This window comes from Mycobacterium sp. E2238 (assembly GCF_001672665.1).
Lineage (GTDB): Bacteria > Actinomycetota > Actinomycetes > Mycobacteriales > Mycobacteriaceae > Mycobacterium.
Genome location: NZ_LZKF01000149.1, coordinates 1 through 6,237, shown reverse-complemented (window position 1 = coordinate 6,237; position 6,237 = coordinate 1). Strand labels below are relative to the sequence as shown.

General features: G+C 67.3%; 5 protein-coding genes. 3 read left to right on the top strand and 2 right to left on the bottom strand.

Features of this window, described 5'->3' with window-relative positions; all coding sequences use genetic code 11:
- Positions 1-917: PHB depolymerase family esterase (locus A5711_RS12795; RefSeq protein ID WP_231987469.1), on the top strand; the 917-nt coding region annotated here is incomplete at its 5' end.
- A gap of 14 nt (positions 918-931) precedes the next feature.
- On the opposite strand, the gene A5711_RS12790 is transcribed toward A5711_RS12795, so the two are convergent.
- A complete protein-coding gene (locus A5711_RS12790) occupies positions 932-1,576 on the bottom strand; it encodes a TetR/AcrR family transcriptional regulator (protein WP_067946986.1) in 645 nt (214 codons plus the stop codon).
- Positions 1,577-1,706: 130 nt separating this feature from the next.
- Between A5711_RS12790 and A5711_RS12785 the strand changes: the two genes are divergently transcribed.
- Complete coding sequence (locus A5711_RS12785; protein WP_082975722.1) at positions 1,707-4,739, top strand: RND family transporter; 3,033 nt, start codon at positions 1,707-1,709, stop codon at positions 4,737-4,739.
- Here the strand turns inward: A5711_RS12785 and A5711_RS12780 are convergent.
- Positions 4,734-5,342, bottom strand: coding sequence for a TetR/AcrR family transcriptional regulator (locus tag A5711_RS12780; RefSeq protein ID WP_067946982.1), 609 nt, complete (start codon positions 5,340-5,342; stop codon positions 4,734-4,736). The two genes, A5711_RS12785 and A5711_RS12780, sit on opposite strands and share 6 nt — an antisense overlap.
- 66 nt (positions 5,343-5,408) lie before the next feature.
- Between A5711_RS12780 and A5711_RS12775 the strand changes: the two genes are divergently transcribed.
- Positions 5,409-6,237 (top strand): alpha/beta fold hydrolase (locus A5711_RS12775; protein WP_067946980.1); only part of this gene is annotated, 829 nt, incomplete at its 3' end.

Sequence of the window (6,237 nt, the reverse complement as noted above, 5' to 3'; positions counted from 1 at the left end):
GCGTTTGCCTCGTCGCCGTCCTGGCCGTCGTGCTCGGCGGGTGCCTGGGCGGCGGCCATGCGCTGGGAACGCCCGGCTCGCAACCGATTCCGGTCGGGCAGTCCACCCAGAGCGTCGCGTCGGGCGGTGTCAGCCGCACCTTTCACCTGTACCGGCCCCAGGGAATCGCGGATGCGACCCCTCTGGTGGTGATGCTGCATGGCGGCTTCGGAACGGGTCAGCAGGCCGAGCGCGCGTACCACTGGGACGCCGAGGCCGACGCCGGGCACTTCCTGGTCGCCTACCCCGACGGCATCAACCGTGCCTGGAATGCCGGGACGTGCTGCGGCGAACCCCAGCGGGTCGGCGCGGACGACGTCGGCTTCATCACGACCATGGTCGGCGCCATCGAGCAAGGGATCCCCATCGACCGGGCGCGCGTCTATGTCACCGGCATGTCGAACGGGGCCATGATGGCGCTCCGGCTCGGCTGCCAGTCGGACATGTTCGCCGCGATCGCCCCAGTGGCGGGCACGCTACTGACCGACTGCTCACAGGCGCGGCGAACGTCGGTGCTGCAAATCCACGGCACGGCCGACGACAGGGTGCCCTACGACGGCGGACCCGGAAAGGCGTTCGCGCTCAACGGAACTGCCCGCGTCGACGGCCCGTCGGCGCAGTCGGTGAATGCGACCTGGCGCGCCATTGACGCGTGCGGAGCGCCGAACTCGAGCACCACCGGTGACGTGACGACACAAATCGCGGGCTGCGCGGACGGACGCACCGTCGAGTTGATCTCAGTGGCCGGCGCCGGCCACCAATGGCCGGGCGGTGAACCCAGCCCCCTCGCCGAGAAGGTCGCGGGCATCCCACCACCCTCGGCGGCGCTGGACGCCACCAGCACCATCTGGCAGTTCTTCGCCCAGAACCACCGCTAGGTGCGCGTCCCGCTTCAGGAGTGATCTTCCGCGGTAAGACGGCGTTCGAGCGCGCCGGTGATGTCCGTCGTCGTGACCACGAGCGCCGTCATGAACTCGATGAGCTGAGGTCGACTGACCGCGATGTGGTGTCGGTACCACTGGCTGATCAGCTCCAGAAGACCGCCCACCACCGTCAACGCGGTCAGCATGACGTTGTCGTCGGTGCCGGCGGCCTCGCCGAGCAGTGCCCGCACCTGCCCGACCATGACCTGGGTGAGAACGTCGATCACCTCGTCCCGACGGCCGGCGAGCGCTTCGGACGTCTGCAGCTCGATCAGCAGCCGCGGGCGCCGGGGATCTTCATCGATGAAGCCGAATGCGAACTCGATGACGGCGCGGGCGCGGGCCTCGAGTTCGTGCGGCGACTCCGCGACCGTCGCCATGATCCCGGTCAATGCCCGGCTGAATTGGTCTTCGAAAGTCGCGATCAGTAACTCGTGGCAGTCGCGGAAGCTCTCGTAGAAGTAGCGGTCGTTCAGCCCCGCGCTTGCGCTGACGGCGCGCACCCGGAGATTGTTGACCCCGTGCTCGGCGATCATGTCGAAAGCAGCCTCGATGAGCTGCCCCCGACGCTGTTCACGCCGCTGATCAGCGGTTAGGCCGCGATGCACTGCCATCCGACAACCAGCTCCTTTTCGTTTGACTCGCGGACTTGCGCCCGCCGCCCACTTTGGTGAAGGATCTCACCAACATGGTTTGGTGAACTGCTTCACCAAATCAATCATAGGGGGAGCGGTGCGACAGGGGATCTTTTCGCGAACGGGTTTTGTTGGCGCGCGCCGACGGGCCGAGGCCCATCTCGAGCGCACCGGTGAATACAGTGCGCGCCTTGCCGCATTGGGCGGGCTTGCCGTCCGACGGAAGGCATGGGTGATCGGCACATGGATCGGCGTGGCGGCGATTCTCGCAATCGCCTTCCCACAGCTGGAGACGGTCGTGCGCCAGCAGTCGGTCCAGCTCTTGCCCGGTGACGTGCCGTCGTTTCAAGCGCTCGATCGCATGGCGGCGGCGTTCGACGAGCGGGGCGCGAAGACCTCGATCGTCATTGCGATGGAAGATGCCGCCGGGCTGACCCCACCGGCCCGGCAACGCTACGACGCCCTCGTGGCCGCGCTGCGTGCCGACAAGACTCACGTTCTGCTGGTGCAGGATCTACTCGCCGAGCCCGCCACCAGAAGCCGGGCGGTAAGCCAAGACGGCAAGGCGTGGTTCCTGCCGATCGGGATCGCCGGCACCCTCGGTGACCCCAAGGCGGCCGAGTCGGTCGACGCCGTGCGCGCGCACGTCTCCTCGGTCGTGAGCGGGTCGTCGACCACCGCGTACGTCACCGGTCCGGCCGCGACGTTCCGTGATCAAATCGGCTCCGGCGAACATGAGCTGCTCCTCATCTCGATCGCGACCGCCGCCCTCATCGGGCTCATCCTGCTGTTGGTCTATCGGTCGGTGGCCACCGCACTGTTGCCGCTATTGGTCATCGGCGCGAGCGTGGCCGTCGGCCGAGGCGTTCTATCGGCGCTCGGTGAATTCGGTGTTCCCGTATCGCAATTCACCATCGCGTTCATGACCGCGGTTCTGTTGGGCGCCGGCACCGACTACAGCGTGTTCCTGATCAGCCGCTATCACGAACAACGACGGCGTGGAAACGCCCCCCAACAGGCCATCATTCGCGCCTGCGGCAGCATCGGGCGCGTCATCTTGGCGTCGGCGGCCACGGTTGCTTTGGCGCTGGCCTCCATGGTGTTCGCTCGTCTGAGCGTCTTCCAGGGTGTCGGCCCCGCATGCGCCGTTGCCGTGCTGATCGGATTCCTGGCCACCATCACGCTGCTCCCACCGCTATTGGCGCTGGCGGCCAAACGCGGCATCGCCGAGCCCCGCGCCGACTTATCTCGCCAGTACTGGAACCGGATCGCCGTCATGGTGGTACGACGGCCAGCGCCCGTGCTGGCCGCGAGCCTGGTGATCTTGCTGGCCCTGGCCGGCGTGGTGGCCACCATGACGATCAGCTACGACGACCGCAAGGGACAACCCGCGGGCACCGCCAGCAACCACGGCTATCGGCTGTTGGATCGGCACTTCCCCAAGGACACCGTCATCAACCAATTCCTGCTTGTGCAATCCCGCACCGACATGCGGACCGCCAAAGGCCTCGCCGACCTCGACGCGCTGGCTTCGCGGGTGGCCCAGCTACCCGGGGTCACCCGGGTTTCCGGTGTCACCCGCCCAACCGGCAACCGGCTCGACCAAGCGCAATTGTCTTGGCAGAACGGGCAAATCGGCGACAAGATGGCCGGTGCCGTCGCCGATGGCGAAGCCCACAGGGACGACCTCGCCAAGCTCACCAACGGTGCCGACCAACTCGCGGCCGGCTTGGGCCAACTCGACACCATGCTGCGGCGTGCCCTCACACCGCTGACCGATCTCTTGGACCAAGCCGGAAGCAAAGGTCAGCGCCTGCAGGGCGCGCTGCCCCTGCTGCAACAACTCAACGCCACCGCACCGGCCGTGGATCAAGCCGTGCACACCGGTGCGGGACTGCGGCCCCTGGCCCAACAAGCCGCCGGCGCCATCGCGGCGATCGAACCACTCGTCGAAGGCCTCAATGCCTCACCCTGGTGCGCCACCACGCCGCAGTGCGCCCAACTGCGCGACGAAACCCGAGTGCTCGTAACGCTGCGCAACGGTGGATTCTTCGACCAGGTGGGCGGACTCAGCGATCAGTTCAGCCAAACCACCACCCTCGCCGGCACGCTCACCGATATCCAAAACGCCGCCGCCACGATGCAGCAGGCATTCGGCACGACCGGCGACCCGGCAGACCTGATCGGCGACATCCACCGCCTGCAAGGCGGCGTCAGCCGACTCGCCTGGGGCGCCCAGGCACTGGCTGGCGGGGTACATACCCTCGCCGACAACAACATTCGGCTACTCGAAGGCATGGGCCAGATCGCCGCGCAGCTGCGAAACGCCGCGCACGCCACCTCGGGATCGGACGCCGCCTCCGGGTTCTACCTGCCGCCGACGACATTTGAGAATCGCCAATTCAGCGACCTGGCAAGGCACTTCATCTCCCCCGACGGGCGCACCGCCCGGTTCGCCGTCACATCCTCATACGACCCCTACTCCGCCGACGCGATGGCCCTGAACCGCAAGATCACCGACACGGGCGACGCCGCCCTGCCCAACACCTCGCTGGCCGGCGCCGCCATCTCCGTGGCCGGCTTCACCGCCGTCAACTCCGACCTCCAACAACTGCTGTCCGCGGACTTCACCCGGCTGGCCACCGCCACCCTGCTGGTAGTCGGCGTCGTCCTGATCCTGCTGCTGCGTTCCGTCGTCGCCCCGCTCTACCTGCTGGGCACCGTCATACTGAACTACTTCGGTGCGCTGGGCTTGGGAGTGCTGTTGTTCCAGTACGGTTTCGGCCACGCCATCGCCTGGCCCGTCCCGCTCCTGGCCTTCATCCTGTTGATCGCGGTAGGCGCCGACTACAACATGCTGGTGATCTCGCGCCTGCGCGAGGAGTCCAGCGGCAACATGCGCGTCGGCGTGCTCCGCACCGTCACCAGTACCGGCTCCGTCATCACCTCAGCGGGCCTGATCTTCGCCGCCAGCATGTTTGGGCTCATGATCGGATCGCTCGACATGATGGTTCAGGCCGGGTTCGTGATCGGTTGCGGGCTGCTGCTGGACACGTTCGTCGTTCGCACGCTCACCGTTCCCGCCATCGCGACGCTCTTACGGGAGCGAAGCTGGTGGCCCCATCGGTTCGGCGCCTCATGACCCCGTAAGCATGCCGTCGATCAGCCGGTGCAGCACCTGCCGCGTTTCGCGGCGCGTGCGTTTGGGATCCTCGGCGGTCGCGATGAGCATGGCCGCCTCGTCGAGCGCACCGATCAGCACGTGCGCCAACGGCCGCACGGGCTGCTTGGCCAACTGGCCGGCCCGGATCGCCTCGGTGATCAACTGTTCGGTCATGCCCAGGCTGTACCGCTGCGCGACATCGCGAAAACCCGCCCAGCCCAGCACACTCGGGGCATCCAGCAACATCAGCTGACGCACCTCCGGATCCCCGGAAACCTCCAGCCACGCGTCGACCGCCGCACGGATCGCGTCCGCCGGTGTCGTCGCACCGGACTCGGCCACAAGGGTGCCCATCCGCGCCATCACGTCCTGCTCAACCGCCTCGACGACCTCGCGGAAAAGCGCCGCCTTGTCCGCGAATTGGTGGTACATGGCGCCGCGCGTCACGCCCGCGACGGCCGCGATCTCCGGCGTTCCGACCTCCGCGTAACCCCGTAGCCCCCACAGCTTGCGGGCGGCCGCGATCAGCGCGTCGCGGGTCGCCGCGGAGCGCTCTTCCTGAGTCCGTCTCTTGCTTTCCATACAACCTGTTGGTAACTTACGAACAGACAGCCTGTTTGTAAATGTATTCCGAGGTAGGAGTTCTCTATGTCGACGATCGACATTAGTGCCGGAACCATCCATTACGAAGCAATCGGACCCGAAAGCGGCAGGCCCGTCGTTTTCGTGCACGGATACATGATGGCCGGCCAGCTGTGGCGCCAGGTCAGCGAACGCCTGGCCGACCGCGGGCTGCGGTGCATCGCCCCGACGTGGCCGCTGGGCGCGCATCCGGAGCCGTTGCGCCGCGGCGCCGATCGGACCATCACCGGAGTCGCGGGGATGGTCGCCGAGGTGCTGACCGCGCTCGACCTCGAGGACGTGGTGCTGGTGGGCAACGACACGGGAGGGGTCGTCACGCAACTCGTGGCCGTGCACCACCCCGAGCGGCTCGGCGCGCTGGTGCTCACGAGTTGCGATGCGTTCGAACACTTTCCGCCGCCGATCCTCAAGCCGGTGATCCTGGCGGCCAAGTCGAAGACGACGTTCCGGGCCGTTTCCCAGGCCATGCGAGTCCCGGCGGCTCGCAAGCGCGCGTTCGACGGATTGGCGCACCGCAACATCGACGACCTCACCGCGGCGTGGGTGCGGCCGGGGCTGTCCGACCCCCGCATCGCCGAAGACCTGCGCCAGTTCACGCTCTCGATGCGCACGGAGGTGACGACGGGCGTGGCCGCCCGCCTGCCCGAGTTCGACAAGCCCACCCTCATCGCGTGGTCGGCCGACGACGTGTTCTTCGAGCAGGAGGACGGGGTCCGGCTGGCCGCCACCATCCCGAACGCCCGCCTCGAGGTCATCACCGGCGCCAGGACCTTCTCGATGATCGACCAGCCGGACCGGCTCGCCGACCTGTTGTCGACGATCGCGGTGCGCACGT